A 21,706-nucleotide genomic window follows, 5' to 3' on the forward strand; every position below is an offset into this window, starting at 1 on the left:
ATGAGCCTACCGCGTCTCCAGCATGGCGACGCGGATGCCGAGATAGATGAAGAGGCCGCCGAGGGCGCGGTTGACCCAGGCGATCACGCCTTCGGACTCGCGCAGGCGGTGGGCGGCTTTGGCCGCGAACGCGGCCAGCACCAGGCACCACAGCGTGCCCGTAGAGATGAAGATCAGGCCGAGCGTCAGGAAGGCGAGCGGCTTGTGCGGTGAATCGGCCGCGACGAATTGCGGCAGGAAAGCCAGGAAGAACAGCGCGACCTTGGGATTGAGCGCGTTGGTGAAGACGCCCTGGAGTAAGACCCGCCGCAGCGAGCTCCGCACCGGCTCGTCGATCGCCGTCGCCAGCACCGGGCGCGACCACAGCATCTGAAGCCCGGTGAACACGAGATAGGCCGCGCCGACCAGCTTCAGGATCGAAAAGGCGGTCGACGAGGCCATCAGCAGGGCCGAAAGCCCGATCGCGGCGGCCGCGACATGGACGAAACAGCCGCAACTGATGCCGAATGCGGCCGCGGCGCCGCCCCGCCAGCCCATCTGCATGCTGCGGCCGATGACGTAGACGGAATCAGGCCCCGGCGTGATGTTGAGCAGCACGCCCGACAGGATGAAGAGCCCGATTTCGTGAATGCCCAGCATGCAAAGGTGCCCCCTGCCGCCCGTTCCGGCGGTCAATTCCGCTTAGTCGGTTCGGCGGCCGCCGTCCACCGCCGGGATTGCGGAGGATTTACCTCGAATTTGCAATGCGGATCATGCTTCCGCTCGGCCACATCTGCTTTATAAAGGCGAGGTTCTTGAAATGCGGGATTCGCGTCGACTTGCCACGCCGTGGCCAGTCCCAGATCCCTTCTCGATCCCTTGGAGCTTCCGGGATATGGAAAGACGTCTGGCTGCCATCGTCTGCGCCGATGTCGCCGGCTATTCGCGCATGATGGGCAGCGACGAGGCCGGCACCCATGCCGCCTTCAAGGCCCATCGCAGCGCGATCCACCCGATCATCCTCAATCACGGCGGCCGCGTCGTGAAGAACACCGGCGACGGCTTCCTGCTGGAGTTCCCTTCGATCGTCGGCGCCACCGAGGCCGCGATCGCGATGCAGACGCTGATGGCGGAGCGCAACCACCATCTGCCGGCCGACCGCGCCATGCAGTTCCGCCTCGGCATCCACATGGGCGACGTCATCGCCGATGAGGACGAGGTATTCGGTGACGATGTCAACATCGCCGTCCGCCTGGAGTCGGTCGCGAGCCCCGGCGGCTTTGCGATCTCGGCCAAGGCCTACAAGGAGGCGAGCAAGCATCTCAGCGTGCCGCTGGTCGATGCCGGCAATCATCGCTTCAAGAACATCAAGGATGCAATCGGGGTCTGGACCTGGACGCCCGAGGGTGCACCGGCGCTCGCGCCCGAGCTCCGCGAGGCGTCCGCCCTCTCGCAACAGTACCGCACCGCGATCGTCGGCGTGCTGCCGTTCGCCAATCTCAGCGATGCCCAGGACGAGTATTTCTCCGACGGCCTCACCGAGGATCTCATCCACGCACTGTCGCTGCAATCCTTCTATCGCGTGCTGAGCCGCAACTCGACCTTCGCCTTCAAGGGCAGGAACACCAGCACCCGCCTGATCGCGCGCGAGATCGACGCCACCTATTTGATCCAGGGTTCGGTGCGGCGTGCCGGCGCCAAGATCCGCGTCACCGCCGAGCTGATCGCCCCGGAGACCGGCGAGCAGCTCTGGACCGGCCGTTACGACCGCGACATCGGCGACTTCTTCGCGATGCAGGACGAGATCACGACCAATTTGTCCGCCGCCATCGCCACCGAGATCGTCCGCGCCGAAGCCTCGGCGCCCGCGCGGCTCTCGACGGACGTCACCGCCTGGGATCGCTTCCTCAAGGGGCTGTCGCATTACTACCGGCAGACCAAGGAGGACCTGACTGCCGCCGTCGATCTGTTCCGGGAAGCCATCATGGTCGATCCCAAGCTGTCGATCGCGCACGCCTATCTCGCCACGATCCAGATCCAGAGCATCCAGTTCGGCTGGGTCAAGGGCACGCGCGAGATGTGGGCCGAGGCGATGAACCTCGCCGAAACCAGCGTCCGGCTCGACCCGCGCTCGTCCTTTGCGTTCTCGATCCTGTCCTGGGCGCACGCCATGGAAGGGCATTACGAGGCGGCGATGGACGCGGCCAAGCGCGCGGTCGCGCTCAATCCCTACGACATGGGCGCGCGCGGCGTGCTCGGCATCTGCCATTTCGTCATCGGCGAGCACCGCGAGGCGATCGAGATGTTTTCGATGGCCGCGCAGCGCGACAACAGCGACCCGCGCTACCAATGGGCGGCGCTGAACGCCTTCAGTCATTATCTGTTGCGCCAATATGACGCGACCCTGTCATGGGCGCGCGAGCAGCTCTACATCAATCCCAACCACATGCAGGCGCTGGCAATCCGCGCCGCGGCCCTGGCACAATTGGGCCGGACCGCCGAGGCGAGCGAAGCGACCTCCGTGCTGATGGGCAATTACCCGACGCTCAATGTCGATCGTCACTTGCGCAACTTCCACTGGAAGCGGCCCGAGGACCTCGCCCACTATCGCGAGGGACTGCTGAAGGCCGGCGTGCCGCTAGGCAAGCTGACCCTGGTTCAGAGCGACGTCAAACGCGTCGCCGAGTCCTGACCGGCAGGCCACGGTCCCCCCGCAGCCGTTCCCTTAGGTCTTTGGCGAGACCCCGCCTGCACTTGTTGACAGGACAGTGAATTCGGCCACACTTCGCCACACGCTGAAGTAGTATAGTCTGCTGTCGGTTTGTTAGGACTTTCCGCGCTTGATCGGCGCCTCATTTCACGATTCGCTGTTTTCAGGATTTTGGGCCATGCATGACCCCGCTTCGAAACCGCCGTTCGACCCCTCGATCCAGGTCTCGCCGAACAATCCCTGCCCATTCCTGCGCGGCCTCGTCGGCGAGGGCTTTGTCGAGGGCGGCACTGTCCCGCTCGGCAAGCTGTCGGAGACGATCGCGAACGCGACCGGCGAAACCGGGCTGAAGAAGGCGTCTGCCCGGCTTCAGGTCCGCGGCGTGGCGCTCATCGCCAACGGTCTGGGTCACATCCTCAAGAGCATCTTTTCGGGCGCGCAGCTCGATGCGCTGCGCGGCGGCCCGCTGGACAAGCGCGGTGCCGGCTCGCGCATCCTCGGAGTCGACGGCAAGATCAACGAGGACGAGATCGCGCGGCTCGCGAGTTTCGGCCGGACTTACACCGATCCGAACGGCGGCTCCGAGCTGGGCCTCAACGCCTCGGAAATCGACATCTTCATGCGCGACAACCTCAAGCGCGCCGGCAGCGCCGCGCGCTGGTACTACCCGCTGCTGATGAAGTTCGAATGGCCGATCCTCCTGAAGATCATCGGCAAGGGCAGGGGCGAGGATCGCTATCTCGGCGTTGCCGACGTGCGCACGCTGTTCAACGAGCGCCAATTCCCGGCGCGCATCAACGAGCGGCTGGTCCCGCCGGTGCTGTCGACCTGCCAGCGCGTGGTGCGGGGCGCCCTCAAGCTTGCGGCCTTGCTGATCGCCGTCGGCCTCGTTGCCCTCGTCGCGGTGGCCGAATTCCCCAATCAGGTTCGCGCCATGCTGCCGCAGAAGGGAATTCTCGTAAATCTCTTGCCGCCGCCCTTGCCTGCGGTCCCGGAGACGAAGGCGGCCTTCTGGCTCGAGCAGAACTGGTCGCTGAAGGACCGGCACTGGTTCCATCATGCCAGCCAGGGCACCGCGACCTTCCCCGTGCCCTATGAATGGTTCATGGCGCTGGAGCAGCCACGCCTTCATCTGTTCTCGAAACCCGGCATGATGAAGGAGAGCGCCTATCTCGAAGGCTTCGGCTTCATCCCGAGCCCGCAGTCGATCCAGACCGACACGACGACGTTGCGCCGCTTCGGTTACGCCAATGTCTATGAGACGACGCAGGTGCCGGACTGGTCGACCAGATGGACGCCGGTGGAGAACGTCGACGGCCTGCCGGTCGGATTCGCGCGGATGACCGGGGTCGTCGATCCCGCGACCGGCCGTCGCGAGGAAGACAAGATCGGGTTGACCTGCGCGGCCTGCCATACCGGGCAGATCCATTACCAGGGCGTGGACGTGCGCTTCGACGGCGGCCCGGCCATGACCGACCTGAAGAAGCTGGAGCTCTCGACCGGCCTGTCGATCGCCTACACCCTGTATGTCCCGTTCCGCTTCCAGCGCTTTGCCGATCGCGTGCTCGGCCCCGATGCCAGCAAGACGGACCGCGCCGCGCTCAAGCAGAAGCTCAGCGCGATCGGCACGTTCCTGATCGACTGGGCGAAAACCCAGCAAAAGACGGTTGAAAGCAAGAAGACCTGGAACGGCAGGCAGCAGCAGGACACGGAGGAAGGGTTCGGCCGCCTCGACGCTCTCAATCGCATCGGCAACCAGGTCTTCTCGCAGGATCTCGCGCTGAGCGGGGTCAAGGGCTTCGAGAAGAACCTGCATGCCCAGGATGCTCCGGTCAGCTACCCCGCGATCTGGACCGTGCCCTGGTTCAAATTCGCCCAGTACGACGCATCGATCGAGCAGCCGTTAATTCGCAATGCCGGCGAAGCGCTCGGCGTGACCGCACTGCTCAACCTGTCCGACGCCTATCCGGAGGACCGGGTGTGGCGGTCCTCGGTGAACATCAGGACACTCGGCTGGATCGAGGACATGCTGAGAGGCCCCGATCCGTTCAAGCCGGCCGATCCCTCCGCCGATCCGAAATTCGGCGGCCTGCTGGCGCCGCAATGGCCCTCGCAGATCCTCGGCGACGCATGGAGGATCGATCAGGCCAAGGTCGAGAACGGCCGCAAGATCTACACTGAGATGTGCTCCGGATGTCACCTGCCGGCCGTCAACACCAAGGCTTTCTGGTCCTCGACACATTGGGAGCCGAGCGGCGACAGCAAGGTGCTGAACGCGGTCACGATTCCCCTCAAGGAGATCAACACGGATCCCGAGCAATCCCTTGTTCTCAGCAACAGGATGGTCGATGTGCCCGGCTTCCTGAAGGTGAATACGGCCGACCTCCAGACATGGTGGCAATGCGATATCCCGACCGCAAGCAAATCGCCCAACGAGATGGTCTACGCGCTCGGCCTGATGACGGTGGTCGACCTCGTCGCCCGCAAATGGATGGACGACGAGAAGGTCCCGGAGGCCGAACGGGCGAAAATGTGGAATCTCGCGCGCAAGAATTGTCTCAATCCGGCGCCTGACCCGCGCTATCGGGCGCGGCCATTGAACGGCATCTGGGCTACCGCACCTTACCTGCACAACGGTTCGGTGCCTTCGCTGTACTGGTTGCTGAAGCCGGCGAACGAGCGCCCGACCAAATTCTGCATGGGCCGCCGCGACTATGATCCCGTGACCGTCGGCTTTGCGGTGACCGCGGATGAGAAATGCAAGACGGGCGAAACGCAGTTCTCGGCGGGATCGGAGAAGGACCCGATCCAGGGCAACAGCGTGCTCGGCCATTCCTTCGAGCGCAAGGAAGGCGAACCGAAGCGCGATGGCGTCATCGGCCGCATGTTCAAGGACGATGCCGAGCGCTACGATCTGATCGAATATTTGAAGACGCTTTAACGCGACCAGAGTTCTTCGTCTCGTCATGGCCGGGCTTGTCCCGGCCATCCACGTTCTTGTCTCGCCGAACCGAAGTCCGTGGATGCCCGGGACAAGCCCGGGCATGACGAGTTTGTAGCGCGATGACGCGCTCTTTCCTCACTTGAACAACGGCGTGCCCGGCACGAAGGCGTCGAAGGCGGCCCAGAACTGGGAGCGGTAGCGGTCCTGCTCCTGGAGGATCTCGTGCTTGGCGCCGGCGATCACGAGGTGGGAGCCGGCGCGCAAGTGATAGGCGAACTCCTCGATCGCCGCGGTCGAGACCACCGCGTCGTTGGAGGCCGCCAGCATCAGGATCGGCTGGCGGATCTGCGAGGGGTAGTTCTTGCCCTTGAAGGTGTTCATGGCGCGGAAGGCGGTATCGGCCCAGGCCACGGTCGGTGATGCCAGCCCGAGCGTGGGGTCCTCCTCCAGGATCGCGGCATTGCGCGCATAGCGTACCGGATCGCTGGTCACGGGATTGTTGATGAAGGGATCGAGCCCGGTGAGACGGTCGCTGCCGCCGGGGACATAACGGCCCCCCTGCCCGAGCAGGCGCATGGTCTTGAGCAGCGCACGCACCGGAAGCGAGGTGGTGCGGCCGGGCAGGTCGATCATCGGCGCCGACAACACCATGCGGTCGAACCAGCGCTTGCCCGCATGCGCCACCCGCAGCATCACCGTGCCGCCCATGGAATGGGCCAGCGCGAAGAACGGCGGCGGGCAATCCGGCAGCACGACCTGCTGCACGAACGCCTCCACGTCGACCTCGAAATCGGAGAAGTCGCGCACATAGCCCTTGCGCGGGTCGCGCAGGCGGCGCGAGGAATGGCCCTGCCCGCGCCAATCGATCATTGCCACTGCAAAGCCGCGGTCGCGCAAATCGCGCACGGTCTCGAAATATTTCTCGATCTGCTCGCTGCGTCCGGTGAAGACGCAGACGGTGCCCTTGCGGTTCGCCGGCGGCGCCCAGCGCGCAAAGCGCAGCTCGGCGCCATCGGGCGTCTTGATGGTACCGCTGACGACGTCTTCGGGGACGGGATTGGACGGGATCGAGACCAGCGTCATGATTGGAAGTGCTTGGGCGCGAAGTGCTGCAAATCAAGGGGCGGGAGCGCCGAAAAGGCGCTGATTGCCGCCCTCTTGAACGCCGTCTCGTTCCACCCATATCATCTTCGTGCAGGCCGCTACCAGTGTTTCGGACCCGGAACATCAGGCTGCACACAGACTAAAGCCCGGCCCGATTGGCGGGCGGGTTACCCAACAGTCGCTCAATGGAGGACTAGACCATGCGTAGCTACGATCTCACCCCCTTCTACCGTTCCACCGTCGGCTTCGACCGCCTCTTTAGCCTGCTCGACCAGGCCAGCTCGGACGGCAGCCCCGGTTATCCCCCCTACAACATCGAGCGTACCGGCGAGAATGCCTACCGCATCACCGTTGCGGTCTCGGGCTTCGCCAGGGATGAGCTCTCCATCGTCGCGAAGGAAAATACGCTGACGATCAAGGGCGAGAAGGTCGCAGGCGAGAACAGCAAGAACGAAGTGCTCTACCGCGGCATCGCCGCGCGTGCATTCGAGCGCGCCTTCCAGCTCGCCGACTTCGTGCAGGTGAAGGACGCCTCGCTGGAAAACGGGCTGCTTCACGTCGACCTCGTCCGTGAGATTCCCGAGGCGAAGAAACCGCGCCAGATCGCGATCAATACCAGCGCACCGAAGGCGCAGGTGATCGAGAACTCGGTCGCCGCCTAACCACGGCACGCCACTTCCAGGTTTGAGAAAACGCCCCGGTGCCCCGGGGCGTTTTTTTACTTGTCCAGTTGTATCGCGAAACGCCGCGAGTAGCCCCGCAGCGACTCCTGCGTCGATATATTTCGTACCGGCCTGTTTGTCAGTGCCGCAGAATCCAGCGGCAGTTTTCGGTTGAAATGGAAATACAGGTTGGGCCTGTCGTTCTACGTTACCCCCACTGCAAGCTCGCCCACGCGTCCCGTACACGCCCGACCAAGACGCTGCTCACAGGTAGGTGACTGAGCGTAACGCCGCTGCCCCACGCTCCGTCCTTTGGACATCGAACACAAAACGAGACGGAGCACGATCATGTCACTTTGGCGCAGCCTTTTCGTCGCCGCGAGCCTGTTGGCGGCCCCCCTCAGCCTCGCTCACGCGCAGACACCGCAGACGGTGAAAGCAAAGAACGTCGTGCTGGTGCACGGCGCCTGGGCCGACGGCTCGAGCTGGTCGGAGGTGATCCCGATCCTCCAGGCCGCGGGCCTGCATGTCACGGCCGTGCAGAATCCGCTGTCGTCGCTTGCGGACTCGGTCGAGGCGACCAGGCGCGCGCTGGCCGAGCAGGACGGACCGACCGTGCTGGTCGCGCATTCCTGGGGCGGCACGGTGATCAGCCAGGTCGGCACCGATCCGAAGGTCACCGGCCTCGTTTATGTCGCCGCACGTGCGCCCGATGCGAACGAGGATTTCGTCGCGCTGTCGAAGCAATTCCCGACCGGCCCGGTGCGCGCCGGCATCGTCGAGCGCGACGGCGACACAAAACTTTCGGAAGACGCCTTCCTGAAATATTTCGCCAATGGCGTGAAGCCGGAGCAGGCCAGGGAGCTTTATGCCGTGCAATGGCCGACCGCCGCGTCGATCTTCGCCGGCCGCACCACGGAAGCTGCGTGGCATTCGAAGCCGAGCTGGTACGCGGTGTCGAAGAACGACTACACCATCAATCCGGATCTCGAACGCTTCCTCGCCAAGCGCATGAACGCCACCACGGTCGAGCTCGATGCCGGCCACCTCTCGCTGGTGTCGCATCCGAAGGAGGTCGCCAATTTGATCCTGGAAGCCGCGGGATATCCGCGGAGCTGAAGCGATCGCTGAAATGCGGAAGGCGCCTGAATTGCTCAGGCGCCTTTTTTGTTTTGCCCGGCCGTCGTCCCTGCGTTCGCACTAGGGCATGCACATATCTCTGAGGCTCCATCCTGCTGCGACGGCGTTGAAGTATTCGAGGCCGTTTTTGAAGGTGATCGGGCCCGGCGGCTTGGACGATGGGTAGCCATCCCACCCGCCGAGACGGCCGATGATCCAGGCGGCCCAAGCGAGACTATCGGGCGGATGTGGGTTCTTTAGTCGCTTGCTCGCGGCTTCGAGTTGCCGGTTGAGGGCTGTGAGCGCGCCAATTTGGCCGTTGTCGAAGGCCGCGAGAATGGGCTGGCGACCACCATTGCGGGCCTGCAGAAGCTGGATGGTGATGACGGCCGCCTTGGCGGCGATCGCAACCAGCTTGAGAAGCCGATCGGCGGATCCGATCTGACTGTCTTCGAGCTTGAGGCCTTGTGTCTTCAGGATGCGGAAGAACTGCTCGATGATCCAGCGCTGCTTGTACCATTGGACGATGCGCCAGGCGTCCTCGATGCTGGTGACCTCGTGAGAGGTGAGAAGCCGCCAGTGCAGCGGCTCTATGCCGGTTTCGGCGTTAATCTCGCGCACATCGACCACCGCCAGCGGCAAGCTTTTCGGCAGATGGTGCAAGAACTTATTCTGCGGGCGGGCGAGCTCGATTGCGCCAAAGCGAAGTTCGAGGTGGGCCAGGCGAGCCGGCCGCGCGGCGCGCGCAGGCAGTTGGATCATACGCTGGTCCACCGCGGCCATGGCATCGCTGGCCTCATACAGGCTGCTGCGGTCGGCAAGCTTGCGATCATGCATGCTGCGCGCGATGACGTGGAAGTGTTGCTTGGCCGAGCTGGCATAAAGGGCAAAAATATCGCTCTCGCGGTCACCCAGCACCGTCACCGCCGCGGCCTTGGTGAGCAGCGGCCTTGCCGCCACGGCAGTCGATATCCAGCGTTGCGATTCCTTGTCCGATAATTCCCGATCATCATGCGAGGTCGTGCGGCGACCTGCGCGCGTCCATATCTGCCCGCTCAAAAGCCCAAGACAGCTGCCGTCGTCGGCGTCCACAGCCAGCAGCGGGTGCAGCAGCACGCCGTGGTTATTGCCTTTGCCGATTTCTCCGAGCCCGCGCCGGCGTTGCGGCGTGGTGTTGAAGTGGATCTCGCTGGTGTCCTGGATGGCCAGCACGTGGCGGCCTTCCACGGCAGGGCCCGTGCTATTGCTCCAGCTTTCGATGATCCGATCCACCGTCACCTTGTCATGGCCAAGAAAGCGGTTGAACCGCACTTCCAGCGCGCGGTTCCCCCTGGAGAGCTGCCGAAGGCAGACAGTTTTGCCCGCAACCATGCGTTCAGCGAGCGCCGCCCCCCTTTATCGAGACGACGATCCCCGAACCGGCCCAGCGTCCAGTCAATCCGTGACAACATCGCAGCACCCCCGTCCAAACCATGGAGTGCCGCAATAGGAATCACACAGATCTCCGATTCTGGAACCCCCAGGGCGAACCCGAGTCAATCCGCCGCACCAGAATGTGCATGCCCTAGTGCGAACGCAGGGACCCATAACCACAGGGAGCAGTTTGGCGAAGATTGGTCGTTCGGGACTCGCACCTCATCCCCACCGATAGATCACGCGGTATGGGTCCCTGCGTTCGCAGGGACGACAGCGTGGGTGTGGCTGGCGCTATCGCATCAAACTCGCAGTGCTAATCCAGTCCCTGTGCCGCCGGCATCTCCTGCGTCGGCAAAATCGTCGCCGACGGCTTGGCCTGACCGACGGTTGGAGCCGGGGCTTGCGGTGCCGCTTCCGCCGGCTTGGCCTGCGCGGCAGCGGTCTGCTGCGGTGCCTGTGCCTGCGGCGCTTGAGCCTGCTGCGTCACAGGCTCGGCCGGCTTGGCGGCGGCGACCGGCGTCTCGCTGCGCGGCGGGGCGGCCCTGGGCAGCGGCACGGTGCGGCTCGCCACGTGCGGGATCGAGGCCGGCGGCCGCGGCGGGCCGCTGCGGATCACGGTCGGCGGCGGCAGCGCGCTTTGCGGACCGTAAGGCGAGGCCGCGCGCTCGTCATAGGCGGGCGCCATGCCGTAGGCGTCCGCGGCCGGCATGAAACGGATGATCCGCCCGTCGCGGGCATCGATCACGAGCCGGCCGTCGTCGCCGCGACGGTCGATCACCGCGATGGTGTAGACGCTGCCGCGCAGGCGCGGGATGCCGAGCGGCGAGAAGCCGTTTTCGCGCAAGACCGCGTAGACCTCGGTCGACGGCAGCAACGCCGGACCGCGCTCTTCGTAGCCATAGCCGGGACCGTAGCCTTGGCCGTAACGCGGCGGCAGTGGCGGGGCGGCTTCGGGGGACGCATAGGGTCCGTCGAAATCCGACACCGCGATAGCCGCCCCTCCTGCGATACCTTTCGCGGGAACTTGCGCCAGAACCTGCCCATGCCCGGCGCTCATGGCGAGCGCCAGCGTGGCAGCAGCCACACATCCTGTGAAAAACTTCATCGTCGACACGCTCCTGTCAGGCCCCCGAATGCCTCGCGCTCTTTCGCCTCTTGCGGCGTGGCGCGCCTTTCGAAGGGCTGATCCGAAGCTTCATTTGGGATTTCGGCGCCCACAGGGCCGGATCGGGGCGCGTTTGCTTCAAAACCGGGGCCGCGCAACTTTCGGAAAGCGATTGATTGACATATCGGGAATCGGGACTTCCACGCGCTTGTGTGATAGACAAAAATTTGGCAAGGTGACGGTTAGGACAGGAAGACTGTCTCAATTTTGCTTGCGGTTCCGGCATAGGGATTGCAACGAAAGTCGGTGCTTTCGAGCACAATAAGGCAACAGGCAAAGCCGTTCTCGGGGACGAAGAACGCCTAGGCCTGAATTTAAGAAAATGCGGCTCGCAGCGGACGAGCGGTGACCCAGAGGCGGGTGCCGCGGAACGCCCAAGGTGCGCCGAAGATGGCGGTGAGGCAGCTTGCCGCATGGAGAGGATTAGAACAATGAACGGGTCGCAATTCGAGAGCGCAAACATCGTGGCAGAAGAACTGTCGGCGACGGTCGCCTCGAAAACGACCGATCCGATTCGGGAACACAATTCGCGCCCGCCAGCCGTTGGCCTCTACGATCCGAGCCTGGAAAAGGATTCCTGCGGCGTCGGCTTCATCGCCAATATCAAGGGCAAGAAGTCGCACGAGATCGTCGCGGACGCGCTGAGCATCCTGTGCAATCTCGAGCATCGCGGTGCCGTCGGCGCCGACCCGCGCGCCGGTGACGGCGCCGGCATTCTGGTGCAGATCCCGCACGCCTTCTTCAGCCGCAAGGCCGGGGAGCTCGGCTTCGCGCTGCCGGCGCCCGGCGAATACGCCATCGGCGCGCTGTTCATGCCGCGCGACACCGCATGGCGCAACGTCATCAAGAGCATCATCGCCGACCAGATCAAGGAAGAGGGCCTGACCCTGCTTGGTTGGCGCGACGTGCCGACCGACAATTCCTCGCTCGGCGTCACCGTGAAGCCGACCGAGCCGGCCTGCATGCAGGTGTTCATCGGCCGCAATGGCACCGCCAAGACCGAGGACGAGTTCGAGCGCCGGCTCTACATCCTGCGCAAGTCGATCTCACAGGCGATCTACCAGCGCCGCGACCGCGGACTTGCAGGCTATTACCCCTGCTCGATGTCCTGCCGCACCGTGATCTACAAGGGCATGTTTCTCGCCGACCAGCTCGGCAAGTACTATCCCGACCTGCACGAGAAGGATTTCGAGAGCGCGCTCGCCCTGGTGCATCAGCGCTTCTCGACCAACACCTTCCCGGCCTGGTCGCTGGCGCATCCCTATCGCATGATCGCGCATAACGGCGAGATCAACACGCTGCGCGGCAACACCAACTGGATGGCGGCGCGCCAGGCCTCGGTGAGCTCCGAGCTCTACGGCAAGGACATCAACCGGCTCTGGCCGATCTCCTACGAAGGCCAGTCGGACACCGCCTGCTTCGACAACGCGCTCGAATTCCTGGTGCAGGGCGGCTACTCGCTGCCGCACGCCGTCATGATGATGATTCCGGAGGCGTGGGCCGGCAATCCCCTGATGGATGAGAAGCGCCGCGCCTTCTACGAATATCACGCAGCGCTGATGGAGCCGTGGGACGGTCCCGCCGCGATCGCCTTCACCGACGGCCGCCAGATCGGCGCCACGCTCGACCGCAACGGCCTGCGGCCCGCGCGCTATCTCGTGACCAAGGACGACCGCATCGTGATGGCGTCCGAGATGGGCGTGCTGACGATCCCCGAAGATCAGATCATCACCAAGTGGCGGCTGCAGCCCGGGAAGATGCTGCTGGTCGACCTCGAGCAGGGCCGTCTTATTCCCGACGACGAGATCAAGGCCGAGCTCGCCAAGAGCCATCCCTACAAGGAGTGGCTGGAACGGACCCAGATCGTGCTGGAAGAGCTGCCGAAGGTGCCGACCACCGGCGTGCGCTCCAATTTGTCGCTGCTCGATCGCCAGCAGGCGTTCGGCTACAGCCAGGAAGACATCGCCATCCTGATGACGCCGATGGCGGCCACGGGCGAGGAAGCCGCGGGCTCGATGGGCAACGACACGCCGATCTCGGCGCTGTCGGACAAGGCCAAGCCGCTGTTCACCTACTTCAAGCAGAACTTTGCGCAGGTCACCAACCCGCCGATCGACCCGATCCGCGAGGAGCTGGTGATGAGCCTGGTCTCCATCATCGGACCGCGGCCGAACCTGTTCGATCTGCAGGGGCTTGCCACCACCAAGCGCCTTGAAGCGCGCCAGCCGATCCTGACCGACGCGGATCTCGAAAAGATTCGCTCGATCTCGGATGTTGCCGAGTCGCACTTCAAGTCGCGCACGCTGGACACCACCTTCCACGCCGGTCTCGGCGCGGCAGGCATGGACCAGGTGCTCGACGAGCTCTGCGCGCGCGCCGAAAGCGCTGTGCGCGAAGGCGTCAACATCATCATCCTGTCCGACCGCATGGTCGGCACCGACCGGGTTCCGATCCCGTCGCTGCTGGCCTGCGCCGCCGTGCATCATCATCTTATCCGCACCGGCCTGCGCACCTCGGTCGGTCTCGTCGTCGAGTCCGGCGAGCCGCGCGAAGTGCATCACTTCGCCTGCCTTGCCGGCTACGGCGCCGAAGCGATCAATCCTTACCTGGCGTTCGAAACCATCATCGCGATGAAGGACCGCCTGCCCGGCTCGCTCGACGATTACGAGATCGTCAAGCGCTACATCAAGTCGATCGGCAAGGGCCTTTTGAAGGTGATGTCCAAGATGGGCATCTCGACCTACCAGTCCTATTGCGGCGCGCAGATCTTCGACGCCGTCGGCCTCAAGGCCGACTTCGTCGCAAAGTTCTTCGCGGGCACGCATACCCGCGTCGAGGGCGTCGGCCTTGGCGAGATCGCCGAAGAGGCGGTGCGCCGTCATGCCGACGCGTTCGGCGAGGCGCTGGTCTACAAGGGCGCGCTCGATGTCGGTGGCGAATACGCCTATCGCAGCCGCGGCGAGGACCATGCCTGGACCGCCGAATCGGTGTCGCTGCTGCAGCACGCCGCGCGCGGCAATTCGCAGGAGCGCTATCGCGCCTTCGCAAAGATCCTCAACGAGCAGTCGGAGCGCCTGCTGACGCTGCGCGGCCTGTTCCGGATCAAGAACGCGGACGAAGAGAAGCGCAAGCCGATCCCGCTCGACCAGGTCGAGCCCGCCAAGGACATCGTCAGGCGCTTCGCCACCGGCGCGATGAGCTTCGGCTCGATCTCGCGCGAGGCCCACACCACGCTCGCGATCGCCATGAACCGGATCGGCGGCAAGTCGAACACCGGCGAAGGCGGCGAGGAAGCCGACCGCTTCAAGCCGATGCCGAACGGCGATTCCATGCGCTCGGCGATCAAGCAGGTCGCCTCGGGCCGCTTCGGCGTCACCACGGAGTATCTCGTCAACTCCGACATGATGCAGATCAAGATGGCGCAGGGCGCCAAGCCCGGCGAAGGCGGTCAGCTGCCCGGCCACAAGGTCGACGCGACCATCGCCAAGGTCCGGCACTCGACGCCGGGCGTCGGCCTGATCTCGCCGCCGCCGCACCACGACATCTACTCGATCGAGGATCTGGCGCAGCTCATCTACGACCTCAAGAACGTCAACCCGACGGGGGACGTCTCGGTCAAGCTCGTCTCCGAGATCGGCGTCGGCACGGTCGCCGCGGGCGTCGCCAAGGCGCGCGCCGACCATGTCACCATCGCGGGCTTCGAAGGCGGCACCGGCGCTTCGCCGCTGACCTCGATCAAGCATGCCGGCTCGCCGTGGGAGATCGGCCTTGCCGAAACCCACCAGACGCTGGTGCGCGAGCGGCTGCGCAGCCGCATCGTGGTCCAGGTCGACGGCGGCTTCCGCACGGGCCGTGACGTCGTGATCGGCGCACTGCTGGGCGCCGACGAGTTCGGCTTCGCCACCGCGCCGCTGATTGCGGCCGGCTGCATCATGATGCGCAAGTGTCATCTCAACACCTGCCCGGTCGGCGTCGCGACCCAGGACCCCGTCCTGCGCAAGCGCTTCACCGGCCAGCCCGAGCACGTGATCAACTACTTCTTCTTCGTCGCCGAGGAAGTCCGCGAGATCATGGCTTCGCTCGGCTTCCGCACCTTCAACGAGATGGTCGGCCAGGTTCAGCTGCTCGACCAGACCAAGCTGGTCGCGCACTGGAAGGCCAAGGGCCTCGACTTCTCCAAGCTGTTCGTCAAGCAGAAGGAAGAGAAGGGCCAGAAGATCTATCACTCCGAGCGCCAGAACCATCATCTGGAAGCGGTGCTCGACCGCACGCTGATCGAGAAGGCAAAGCCTGCGCTCGACCGCGGCGCGCCGGTGAAGATCGAGGCCACGATCAACAGCACCAACCGTTCCGCCGGTGCGATGCTGTCGGGTGCGGTCGCCAAGATCTACGGCCATGCCGGCCTGCCGCACGACACGATCCATGTCGGCCTCAAGGGCACCGCGGGTCAGGCCTTCGGCGCGTGGCTGGCGCAGGGCGTCACCTTCGAGCTCGAGGGTGAAGCCAACGACTATGTCGGCAAGGGCCTCTCGGGCGGCAAGATCATCGTCAAGCCGCCGGCCAACAGCGGCATCGTGCCGGAAGAGAGCATCATCGTCGGCAACACCGTGATGTACGGCGCGATCCAGGGCGAGTGCTACTTCCGCGGCATCGCCGGCGAGCGCTTCGCCGTGCGCAATTCGGGCGCCGTTGCGGTGGTCGAGGGCGCGGGCGATCATTGCTGCGAATACATGACCGGCGGCATCGTGGTCGTGCTCGGCAAGACCGGGCGAAACTTCGCGGCCGGCATGTCGGGCGGCATCGCCTATGTCCTCGACGAGACCGGCGACTTCGACAAGCTCTGCAACCTGGCGATGGTCGAGCTCGAGCCGGTGCTGTCGGAAGAGCTGATCAACGCCGGCACCTACAATCACTCCGGTGACCTCGAGGCGCATGGCCGGGTCGACGTGTTCAAGAATTTGCTCGACTCCGACGTCGAGCGCCTGCACGTCCTGATCACGCGCCACGCGAAAGCGACCGGCTCCAAGCGCGCCGCCGACATCCTTGCCAATTGGAAGGAATGGCTGCCGAAATTCCGCAAGGTGATGCCGGTCGAGTACCGGCGCGCACTGCGCGAAATGGCCGCCAACGCGGACGCCGAGCCGAAAATCGCGATCGGGGCGTAAGAGAAAGCTGAGGAGGCGCGGAAAGCGCCGCCTCGAACCATGAGACCATCATCCGGGCCTCTATCCTTCGAGACGCGGCGCGAAGAGCGCGCCGCTCCTCAGGATGAGGAGTGAGAGAACAAACGACTAAGCGGCAGGGACTTCGGGTTTAATGGGCAAGATCACGGGTTTTCTCGAAATCGAACGGCATGACCGCAAGTACACCCCGGTCGCCGAGCGCGTGAAGCATTACAACGAGTTCGTCCTTCCCTTGACCGAGAAGGAAACGCGCGACCAGGCCGCGCGCTGCATGAACTGCGGCATTCCCTATTGCCACGGCACCGGCTCGGTCGCGCCCGGCACGCCCGGCTGCCCGGTCAACAACCAGATCCCCGACTGGAACGACCTCGTCTACCAGGGCAATTGGGAAGAAGCCTCGCGCAATCTGCACTCGACCAACAATTTCCCGGAGTTCACCGGCCGCATCTGCCCGGCGCCGTGCGAGGCCTCCTGCACGCTCAACATCGACGACAACCCCGTCACCATCAAGACCATCGAATGCGCGATCGTCGACCGCGCCTGGGACAATGGCTGGCTCAAGCCTGAGGTCGCGTCCGTCAAGACCGGCAAGAAGGTCGCGGTGATCGGCTCGGGCCCGGCCGGTATGGCCTGCGCGCAGCAGCTCGCGCGCGCCGGTCACGACGTGCACCTGTTCGAGAAGTACGCCAAGGCCGGCGGCCTGCTGCGCTACGGCATCCCTGACTTCAAGATGGAGAAGGGCGTCATCGACCGCCGCGTCAAGCAGATGGAAGGTGAAGGCGTCACCTTCCACTACAACAGCCATGTCGGCGCTGACGGCAATGTCGATCCGCGCGAGATGCTCAACGAGTATGACGCGGTGGCGCTGACCGGCGGCGCAGAAGCCCCGCGCGACCTGCCGATCCCCGGCCGTGAGCTGTCCGGCATCCACTACGCCATGGACTTCCTGCCGCAGCAGAACCGCCGCGTCTCTGAGGAGCCGCTGAACGGCGTCCAGGAGATCCTGGCCGGCGGCAAGCACGTCGTCGTCATCGGCGGCGGCGACACGGGATCGGACTGCATCGGCACCTCGCTGCGCCAGGGCGCGCTGTCGGTGACCCAACTCGAGATCATGCCCGCTCCTCCCGAGCGCGAGAACAAGGGCCTCACCTGGCCGAACTGGCCGCTCAAGATGCGCACGTCCTCCAGCCAGGCCGAAGGCGCGGTGCGCGAATACGCCGTGCTGACCCAGAAGTTCTCCGGCGAGAACGGCCAGGTCAAGAAGCTGCACTGCGTCCACGTCGATGACAAGTTCAAGCCGATTGCCGGCACCGAGTTCGAACTCGACGCCGAGCTCGTCCTGCTCGCGATGGGCTTCGTGCATCCGGTGCATGAGGGTCTCTTGAAGCTGCTCTCGGTCGAGCTCGACCCCCGCGGCAACGTCAAGGCCAACACGCTGGACTACCAGACCTCCCGCCCGAACGTGTTCACCGCCGGCGACATGCGCCGCGGTCAGTCGCTGGTGGTGTGGGCGATCCGCGAGGGCCGGCTGTGTGCAAGGTCGATTGATACGTTCCTGATGGGGAAGACGGATCTGCCACGCTGAGCTGTCATTCCGGGGCGCGCCACTTGGCGCGAGCCCGGAATCCATCAGGCCGCAAGCTTAGTGGATAAATGGATTCCGGGCTCGCGCTTCGCGCGCCCCGGAATGACGAGCGGAGAGAGCCTCGCCCCCGCGCTGCATCTCACTCCGACGTGTGCCGACAGGCGCACTAATTCTGCAGCCTCACCCCGACCATCACCACCGTCCCCTGCGAGCTCGAGCCCGCCTGGTTCGAATCCAGGATGTCGTGGCGCAGCGTGCCCTTGACCCAGATGTTGCGGTTGAGCTTGTAGATCAGGTTGCTTTCGAACGAGTAGGTCTTGTCGTTGCGGTTCTGGCCCTGGTAGTCGAGCGTGCCATAGGTGAACTTGCCCACGGCCGTCAGCCAGCGGCGGAAGTCGTGGTCGACTTCGGCCGAATAGGTGCGCACCAGCACGCCCGAGGAGCCGGGGATGGTGGTCTCGGCGATCTGCGTGTCGGTGAAGAATTTCACCGTGGTGAGGCCGCTCGCGTTCCAGATCAGCGAACCCGTGGTCAGGAAGCCTGCGAGCTGGCTGAGACGCGGGTCGGTGTAGTTGCGCGCGGAATAGCCGACCGAGATCTCGCCGGTGAGGATGCGCGAGAACTCGAAGGACGAGCCGACCTTGGCATAGCCGCCGTTTGAATCGCGGAAGTAGCCGTTGCGGTCGGCGGCCTGGTCGTGGATTCGGGTGTCGCCCTGAATCTCGACGAACGGCTTCAGGCCGGGCTTGAGGTCGTAGGAGAAGCGCCCGATGCCGCCATACTGGTTGAAATCGCGATCGCCGTTGCTGAAGGTCGAGCCGTCGGTGAGCTTGGAGTCCGTGTAGGCGGTGCGATCGACGGTGGCGCCCGCGGCGACCTGGAAACGATTGAAAGTCTGGTCGAAGCCGACAGTGGTGCCGTAGGCGGCGTAAACCGGATATTTCTGAAGGCCGGCCTGCACGTTCGGGCTGCCGGGATTGTCGGTGGCGAGCCGCAGGCGCAGCTGCGAGGTCAGCTTGAGGTCGCGGTCGACGTCGAGGCGGCCGTCGACATGGCCAGTGAAGTCGGGACGATTGATCTCGACCGGCGAAGGCGAGGCAAAGCCGTCGATCGTCGCCGGCATGTTGTTGGTGTAGCCGGAGAACGAGCCGCGCAGATCGGCGACCAGCGCGTGGCGCTCCCAGTCGGACATCACCAGGAGATCGGGTGCGACGACGTAGACCGGCGATCCCACCGGCTTGTTGAGACGCGCAGGATTGGTGTCGTAGCCGGTGGAGAGCTCAAGCCCGCCCTTGATCAGAAAACTGCCGGCGTAGTCGCCGACGGCCCCAAACGCATCGTCATCCGCCTTGAGGCGGCGGCGCAGCGGCTGGCCGGGCACGGTGCCCGCCATCGCCGCCGGCACCGGCGCCTTGTTGGCGGAGGCGGATGGCGGCGGCGCGATTCTGGGCAGGCCGAGCGTCGATGGCGGCGACACCGTGGTCGGCGCCGGCGAGCCAGGACCGGCCGCGCGCTTCGGCTTCGGCTGGCCCGGATAGAGCTTGGGTTGCTGTCGCTTGCGGTTGAGCGAATCATAGCCGGAGCTGCTCGCGCCGGTGGCGGCAGATAGGCCATAAGTCGGGACCTGACCGACGCGTGAGGCCGCCGGCCGCTCGCGGGCCTTGCGCGGATCGGCGCTCGGATCGGGCAAGGCCGGCAGCGCGTCCGACGGCGCCTGCGGCACGCCCGCGGTGCGGCGCGTCGGCAGCGTCTCGGGCGCGGCGAAGCCGCCGCGGTTGGGATTGAACAGATCGGGCGTGAGGCTCTGGCCGGCCGCGGGCGCGCTTGTGAGGGCCGTCAGCGCAAGACCCGGCACAAGGCACGGCAAAGCCGCGCGCAGGAACTGCGCGCGTTTGCTCCGGCCGGTGCCTGGAGACGACCCCACGATGGAATAACTCCAACGAAATCAAACACTTTCACGGTGGCTTCCGCCGGTCAGCGGGAACCATCGTTAATGGAGTTAAAACAATTATGGTTAATGACCGGTTGAGGGCTTAGGCGCGCGCGTCGCCTCCACGGCCGCGGCGTGCTAATGAGGCGCCGACCGGGCAAATGCCCCCTTCTCCCTGGACCAGTACATGCCGAGTTCGAAACCGCTGATGACCGCATCATCCGGCCCCATCCCCGACAGCGTCGAATCCGCGCTCCGCACGCTGGAGACGGAGAGCGGCGGCATCAACGCGCTCGCCGCCGCCCTGCGCGGCCCGCTCGGCGCGACATTTTCGAAAGCAGTCGACCTGATCCGCAACGCCAAGGGCCGCGTCATCGTCACCGGGCTCGGCAAGTCAGGCCATATGGGGCGCAAGATCGCCGCGACGCTGGCCTCGACCGGCACGCCGGCTTTCTTCGTGCACGCCGCCGAGGCCGGCCACGGCGACCTCGGCATGATCACCACCGACGACGTCATCATGGCGCTGTCCTGGTCCGGCGAGCAGCCGGAGATGAAGAACCTCGTGAACTATTCGGCGCGCTTTGCGATTCCCATGATCGCGGTGACGTCGAACGCGGCCTCCTCGCTGGGCCAGGCCGCCGACCTCGTGATCGAGCTGCCGAAGGCGCGCGAGGCCTGCCCGCACAATCTGGCGCCGACAACCTCGACCCTGATGCAGGCCGCGATCGGCGATGCCCTCGCGATCGCGCTGCTCGAAGGCCGCGGCTTCACCGCGCTGGAATTCGCGCATTTCCACCCCGGCGGCAAGCTGGGCGCGATGCTGAAATTCGTCCGCGACTACATGCGCACGGGCGCCGAGATCCCGGTCAAGCCCCTGGGCACCAAGATGTCGGAGGCCGTGGTCGAGATGTCGGCCAAGGGCCTCGGCTGCGTCTGCATCGTCAACGAAGCAAACGAGGTCGCGGGCATCATCACCGACGGCGATCTGCGCCGCCACATGCGCCCCGACCTGCTGACGGCGTCGGTCGACGAGATCATGACGAAGCAGCCGAAAACGGTGCCGCCCTCGATGCTCGCGACCGAGATGATCGAGGTGCTGAACACGCGCAAGATCACCACGCTGGTGGTGACCGAGGCCGGCAAGGTGGTGGGCATCGTGCACCTGCACGATCTGCTGCGGGCGGGCGTGGCCTAGGGCACGCGCTTTCTCTCCGCACCGTCATTCCGGGGCGCGCCATTCGGCGCGAGCCCGGAATCCATTCATCTCCGAGCTCGCTGCCCAATGGATTCCGGGTTCACGCTTCGCGCGCCCCGGAATGACAGCTACACCGGAAACCGCGCCGCGTTCTCCTCCAGCGGCAACCGCAGCCCGTTCGCCAGATACGATACCGTGCGGTAGAAGCCGCACAGCAGCATGATTTCCAGAATCTGCGCCTCGTCGTAATGCGCCGACAGCTCGGCAAACTCTTGATCGCTGAACGTCGCGCGGTGATGCAGCGCGTCGACCGCTGCGATCAGCGCCTGTTCGGCCGGCGACCAGCACGGTGACGTCGCATCGCCCTGCACTGTGGCACGCACCTCGTCTTCGGCGAGCTTCGCCGGCCCGGCGAAAACCGCGACATGCACGCCCCATTCATACTCGCATCTGTTCAGCGCACAGGTGCGGTCGATGACGATCTCGCGCTGGCGCAGCGAGAGCGGGCCGGGGTCGAGCAGGCCGCCGGCGCGAAACTTGTCCCAGGCGCGGCTGTGGCCCGCCATCACCCGGAACAGGATCAGCGGCGGCGCGCCGCGCATGATGCGATCGAACTGCGCCTGGATCTCCGGGGGATAAGGCGGGGTGAGCGGGGCAATGCGCGGCGTGGACTGGGACACCGGCCGTTTCCTTTGCTACATCTATTGTAGCAAC

General features: G+C 65.0%; 13 protein-coding genes. 7 read left to right on the forward strand and 6 right to left on the reverse strand.

Going from position 1 to position 21,706, the window contains the following annotated elements; genetic code table 11:
- Positions 1–6: 6 nt before the first annotated feature.
- Positions 7–639: a LysE family translocator gene (locus tag GDN70_RS34035; protein WP_152103616.1), complete on the reverse strand. Its 633-nt coding sequence runs from the start codon at positions 637–639 to the stop codon at positions 7–9.
- A gap of 235 nt (positions 640–874) precedes the next feature.
- On the opposite strand from GDN70_RS34035, the gene GDN70_RS34040 reads away from it, so the two are divergent.
- Both GDN70_RS34040 and GDN70_RS34045 read left to right on the forward strand, forming a co-directional pair.
- Complete coding sequence (locus GDN70_RS34040) at positions 875–2,671, forward strand: adenylate/guanylate cyclase domain-containing protein (protein ID WP_038972871.1); 1,797 nt, start codon at positions 875–877, stop codon at positions 2,669–2,671.
- A gap of 196 nt (positions 2,672–2,867) precedes the next feature.
- Positions 2,868–5,630 carry a di-heme-cytochrome C peroxidase gene (locus tag GDN70_RS34045; RefSeq protein WP_152103618.1) on the forward strand — a complete coding sequence of 921 codons (2,763 nt, stop codon included), beginning with the start codon at positions 2,868–2,870 and terminating at the stop codon, positions 5,628–5,630.
- 138 nt (positions 5,631–5,768) lie between these two features.
- On the opposite strand, the gene GDN70_RS34050 is transcribed toward GDN70_RS34045, so the two are convergent.
- A complete protein-coding gene (locus GDN70_RS34050) occupies positions 5,769–6,716 on the reverse strand; it encodes an alpha/beta fold hydrolase (RefSeq protein ID WP_028140009.1) in 948 nt (315 codons plus the stop codon).
- 221 nt (positions 6,717–6,937) lie between these two features.
- On the opposite strand from GDN70_RS34050, the gene GDN70_RS34055 reads away from it, so the two are divergent.
- Together GDN70_RS34055 and GDN70_RS34060 are read left to right on the forward strand one after the other, a co-directional pair.
- Positions 6,938–7,399, forward strand: coding sequence for an Hsp20 family protein (locus GDN70_RS34055; RefSeq protein ID WP_038972875.1), 462 nt, complete (start codon positions 6,938–6,940; stop codon positions 7,397–7,399).
- A 348-nt stretch (positions 7,400–7,747) separates the two neighbouring features.
- Complete coding sequence (locus tag GDN70_RS34060) at positions 7,748–8,518, forward strand: alpha/beta fold hydrolase (RefSeq protein WP_038972876.1); 771 nt, start codon at positions 7,748–7,750, stop codon at positions 8,516–8,518.
- 81 nt (positions 8,519–8,599) lie between these two features.
- Here GDN70_RS34060 and GDN70_RS34065 read toward each other — a convergent pair whose 3' ends face one another.
- Positions 8,600–9,889, reverse strand: coding sequence for an IS4 family transposase (locus tag GDN70_RS34065; RefSeq protein WP_038951373.1), 1,290 nt, complete (start codon positions 9,887–9,889; stop codon positions 8,600–8,602).
- A 358-nt stretch (positions 9,890–10,247) separates the two neighbouring features.
- Positions 10,248–11,039, reverse strand: coding sequence for a hypothetical protein (locus tag GDN70_RS34070; protein ID WP_152103619.1), 792 nt, complete (start codon positions 11,037–11,039; stop codon positions 10,248–10,250).
- Positions 11,040–11,530: 491 nt separating this feature from the next.
- On the opposite strand from GDN70_RS34070, the gene gltB reads away from it, so the two are divergent.
- Both gltB and GDN70_RS34080 read left to right on the forward strand, forming a co-directional pair.
- Positions 11,531–16,264: a glutamate synthase large subunit gene (gltB, locus tag GDN70_RS34075; RefSeq protein ID WP_152103620.1), complete on the forward strand. Its 4,734-nt coding sequence runs from the start codon at positions 11,531–11,533 to the stop codon at positions 16,262–16,264.
- A gap of 151 nt (positions 16,265–16,415) precedes the next feature.
- Entirely contained in the window at positions 16,416–17,867 is a 1,452-nt protein-coding gene (locus GDN70_RS34080; protein ID WP_028140004.1) for a glutamate synthase subunit beta, read from the forward strand.
- 166 nt (positions 17,868–18,033) lie between these two features.
- Here the strand turns inward: GDN70_RS34080 and GDN70_RS34085 are convergent, their stop codons facing one another.
- Entirely contained in the window at positions 18,034–19,791 is a 1,758-nt protein-coding gene (locus GDN70_RS34085) for an outer membrane beta-barrel protein (protein WP_152103621.1), read from the reverse strand.
- 193 nt (positions 19,792–19,984) lie between these two features.
- On the opposite strand from GDN70_RS34085, the gene GDN70_RS34090 reads away from it, so the two are divergent.
- Positions 19,985–20,992, forward strand: coding sequence for an SIS domain-containing protein (locus GDN70_RS34090; protein ID WP_038973465.1), 1,008 nt, complete (start codon positions 19,985–19,987; stop codon positions 20,990–20,992).
- A gap of 128 nt (positions 20,993–21,120) precedes the next feature.
- Here GDN70_RS34090 and GDN70_RS34095 read toward each other — a convergent pair whose 3' ends face one another.
- Positions 21,121–21,672 carry a carboxymuconolactone decarboxylase family protein gene (locus GDN70_RS34095; RefSeq protein ID WP_095425180.1) on the reverse strand — a complete coding sequence of 184 codons (552 nt, stop codon included), beginning with the start codon at positions 21,670–21,672 and terminating at the stop codon, positions 21,121–21,123.
- Positions 21,673–21,706 lie beyond the last annotated feature (34 nt).

The organism is Bradyrhizobium sp. TM102 (assembly GCF_009176685.1).
In the GTDB taxonomy this organism is placed as follows: Bacteria; Pseudomonadota; Alphaproteobacteria; order Rhizobiales; family Xanthobacteraceae; genus Bradyrhizobium; species Bradyrhizobium ottawaense.